Source organism: Nonomuraea sp. NPDC001684, from assembly GCF_053596515.1.
The window spans coordinates 1-3629 of the sequence record NZ_JBSFGJ010000671.1 but is presented as its reverse complement, the minus strand read 5'-3'; the positions used below and the strand labels follow the sequence as shown (position 1 = coordinate 3629).

The window sequence follows — 3629 nt, the reverse complement described above, 5'->3', positions numbered from 1 at the left end:
CCCGCGGCCGGCAGGTCATCACCGAGGAGGACCTCGCCCGCGACCTGCCCGCCCTGTGCGAAGGCGGCGAGGACGAGCCCGACGAGCCGCGCCCGCCCGTCGACTGGGCCCGCCGGGCCACCGAGCGCTTCTTCTTCATCCGCCGCGACGGCCACTCCTTCCTGCACTCCACCTTCGGCGAGTTCCTGACGGCCTGGCTGACCGTGTACGCGCTGCGCGACCTCGACCGGCGCCGCCGCCTGGCCGGGGACGAGCCGCTGGCCCTGGCCCAGAGCGTGGACGACGACCTGCTGTACGCGGTCACGTCGTTCTCCTGCCTGGCCGAGCGCGGGCCGACGGTCGGGTTCATCCTGGAGCTGCTGGACGAGGTGCCGGCGGCCGTACGCGCCCGGTGCGTGACCCACCTGGCCGGGCTGCTGCGCCGGTCCCTGTACGAGCGCCGCCGCCGCTGCTTCACCGGCTTCGAGCCGGTGCGCCATCCCGTCACCCGCCGCCTGGCCGCCTACTCGGCCAACCTGGCGCTGCTCATCGTGGCCGCCTCGCCGGAGCCCGTGCCCGTCTCGCACCTCCTGGGCGGGCCCGACCCGCTGGGCCGCTGGGCGTCCTTCAGCCACCTGTGGAAGGGCCAGCTCGGGCACGAGGGCTGGACGGGCCTGGTCAACGCCCTGTCGGCGCACCGCGTCGCCGGGCCGGGCCAGGAGGAGGTGATCCTCGGCGGCGGCGAGGGCACCGCCATGGGCGACGCGATCGTCGCCGCCGCCACCGGTCACGCGCCCCGCCATCGCAGGCTGCTCGACCTGCTGATGCTGGCCGTGGGGGAGGGGCGCGCGCTGCGCTTCCACGACCGGGTGGCCGTCCTGCGGGAGCTGGTGGAGACGGCGGCCGTGCGGTCCCCGGCGGTGCACCGGGCGCTGGGCGCGTTGTGGCGCGAGGACGGCGCGGACCACGCCGAGCTGCGCCCGCTGCTCGGCCTGGTGCTGGCCGACCCGACCGAGCGCGTGGCGACCTGGGAGCAACTGGTCAAGGCGGGCGTGCCGGAGGAGGAACTCTGGCAGATCCGCCAGGACGGCGACTGATCCACCGGCGGCGGCACGCCGGAGGTCAGGGCGCGGACCGGTCCACCGGCAGCTCCACGGTGATCGTCAGGCCGCCCTCGTCGCGCGGCCTGGCGGTGACCGTGCCCTCGTGGGCCTCGGCGATGACCCGCACGATCGACAGGCCGAGCCCGCTGCCCCGCTCCGAGCGCAGCCGGTCGCCGTGCAGCCGCCGGAACGGCTGGAAGATCGTCTCGATCTCGTACGGCGGCACGTGCAGCCCGGTGTTGGCCACCACCAGCTCGACCTGCTCGGCCCGCCGCCGCGTGGTCACCCACACCTCGCCCTTGGGCTGGTTGTGCCGGATCGCGTTCTCCACCAGGTTCTGCACCAGCCGCTCGACCAGCACCGCCTCGCCCGTCGTCGGCGCCGAGTCCAGCAGCCGGTGGATCGTCACGTCCCGCTCGGCCGCCTCCTCGCCGGCCTGGTCGAGCACGTGCTCGGCGACGTCGGTCAGGTCGAAGGGCCGCCGGTCCAGCACCGCCTGCTCGCCCTCGGCCAGAGCCAGCAGGCCGTCGATGAGGCGTTCGTGCCGGGCGTTGACCAGCAGCAGCGACTCGCCGAGCCGCTTGACGTCGTCGGTGGCGTCGGGGCGGCGCACGGCGACGTCCACCAGGGTGCGGTTGATCGTCAGCGGGGTGCGCAGCTCGTGCGAGGCGTTGGCGACGAACCGGCGCTGCCCGTCGAACGAGCGGGCCAGCCGGCCGAGCATGGTGTCGTAGATCTCGGTGAGCTCCTTGACCTCGTCGCGCGGGCCCTCGTAGGCGATGCGCTCGGTCAGGTCGTGGCTCTGGGCGACCCGGCGGGCGGTCTCGGTCACCGCCTTGACCGGCCGCAGCACCCAGCCCGCCGCCCGCCAGCCGACCCCGAACGCCCCGGCCGTGGCGGCCAGCACGATGAGCCCGCCCACCGTGCGCACGCCGCTCAGCGTCTCGCGCTGGTAGGCCGCGCGCACCCGCATCGCGTTGCGGTAGGCGGACTCGTAGGAGTCGCCGTAGGAGTACTGCCGGGGGAAGTCGGGCCTGATCAGGTCCGCCCGGAACTCCAGCTGCGACCGGACGACGAAGTACACCCCGGTCACCGTCAGGGCGCCGAGGAAGAGGAACACCCCGGCGCAGGCCAGGGCGAAACGCATGCGCACGGTCATGGGATGCGGTACCCCGATCCGGGGACGGTCTCGATCACCTGCGGCTCGCCGAGCTTCTTGCGCAGCTTCATCATCGTGGTCCGCACGGTGTTGGTGAACGGGTCGATGTGCTCGTCCCAGACCTTCTCCAGCAGGTCCTCGGCCGAGACCACCGCGCCCTGGGCGCGCAGCAGCTCGGCCAGCACGCCGAACTCCTTGCGGGCCAGCGGGACGTACACGCCGTCGCGGAACACCTGCCGGTGCGCCCAGTCCAGCCGCACGCCCGCCCGCTCCAGCATCGGCGGGTCGGCCCGGCGGGCGCGCCGCCCGAGCGCGTGCACCCGCGCCACCAGCTCCTCGAACGCGAACGGCTTGGGCAGGTAGTCGTCGGCCCCCAGCGACAACCCCGACACCCGCGAGCGCACGTCGCCGGACGCCGTCAGCATGAGCACCCTGACCAGCCGGTCCTGCTCGACCACCGTCCGGCACACCTCGTCGCCGTGCACCCCCGGCAGGTCCCTGTCGAGGATGAGCACGTCGTAGTCGTGCACGCCGAGCCGTTCCAGCGCCGCCTCCCCGTCATAGGCGACGTCCACGGCGAGCGCCTCGCCCCGTAAGCCCTCGGCGATCGAGTCGGCGAGCATGCGCTCGTCCTCGGCGATCAAAACCCGCACTTGTAGCCCCCAAGAAGATCATAAATGCCGCAAGTCTGGACCAGACCGCATAACGCGGGCGTAACCAGTTCCGGTGACGCTCAGGTTATCGGCGTCCCGCTGGACTGCCTCCCGTACGACCGGGACCGGCCCGGTCGGCTACGGGGGAGAAGGTCATGGCAGCCACCCTGGCCGGGACGCGTCCGCTCGCGCCCGCCGCGCGCCGCCCGCGCGGCCACGGGCTGTTCGCCTGCGTGCTGGCGCTCGCCGCCGCGCTGCGCGTGCTGGTCATGCTCGGGTACGACACGGCGCAGCTCTACTGGTACGACTCCTTCACGTACCTGGACACAGCCGTGCACCTGCGGCCCCAGGCGGCCTTCCACCCCGCCGGGTACTCCTGGTTCCTGTGGGCCCTGCGGCCCTTCCACAGCGTGGAGCTGGTCGCCGGGGTGCAGCACGCCATGGGCCTGGGGATCGGCGTGATGATCTACGCGTTGCTGCGCCGCCGTTCGCTGCCCGGCTGGGGGCCGCCCTGGCGACCGTGCCGGTGCTGTTCGACCCGTCCTTCCTCCGGCTGGAGCACGCCGTGCTGTCGGACCTCCAGGTCATCTTCCTGATCACCGCCGCGCTGGTGGTCCTGATGTGGCGGCACGCCCCCTCGGGCGCGCCGCGCGGCTGGCCCGGGGTGCCGTCGGCGCGGGCCGCGGCGGTGGCGGGGCTGCTGCTCGCGCTGGCCGGGCTGACCAGGACGGCCGC

The 3629-nt window shown here is 73.8% G+C and carries 3 protein-coding genes and 1 pseudogene; 2 read left to right on the top strand and 2 right to left on the bottom strand.

What is annotated here, in order from left to right:
- Positions 1-1076 (top strand): annotated as a pseudogene (locus tag ACWCSD_RS49805) (hypothetical protein); the annotation flags it as partial.
- A gap of 25 nt (positions 1077-1101) precedes the next feature.
- Here the strand turns inward: ACWCSD_RS49805 and ACWCSD_RS49800 are convergent.
- Positions 1102-2241 (bottom strand): sensor histidine kinase, encoded by a 1140-nt coding sequence (locus ACWCSD_RS49800; RefSeq protein ID WP_397156519.1) that lies wholly within the window; start codon positions 2239-2241, stop codon positions 1102-1104.
- Positions 2238-2894 carry a response regulator transcription factor gene (locus ACWCSD_RS49795; RefSeq protein WP_352325242.1) on the bottom strand — a complete coding sequence of 219 codons (657 nt, stop codon included), beginning with the start codon at positions 2892-2894 and terminating at the stop codon, positions 2238-2240. The genes ACWCSD_RS49800 and ACWCSD_RS49795 overlap by 4 nt, the downstream gene beginning before the upstream one ends.
- Positions 2895-3049: 155 nt before the next feature.
- Here ACWCSD_RS49795 and ACWCSD_RS49790 point away from each other — a divergent pair, with 155 nt between their 5' ends.
- Positions 3050-3490 (top strand): hypothetical protein, encoded by a 441-nt coding sequence (locus ACWCSD_RS49790; RefSeq protein ID WP_449926391.1) that lies wholly within the window; start codon positions 3050-3052, stop codon positions 3488-3490.
- Positions 3491-3629: the final 139 nt, after the last annotated feature.

Bases quoted from the DNA above. Each gene is read 5' to 3' on its own strand.
- ACWCSD_RS49790 (WP_449926391.1), top strand. From the start codon at position 3,050: ATGGCAGCCACCCTGGCCGGGACGCGTCCGCTCGCGCCCGCCGCGCGC.
- ACWCSD_RS49800 (WP_397156519.1), bottom strand. From the start codon at position 2,241: ATGACCGTGCGCATGCGTTTCGCCCTGGCCTGCGCCGGGGTGTTCCTC.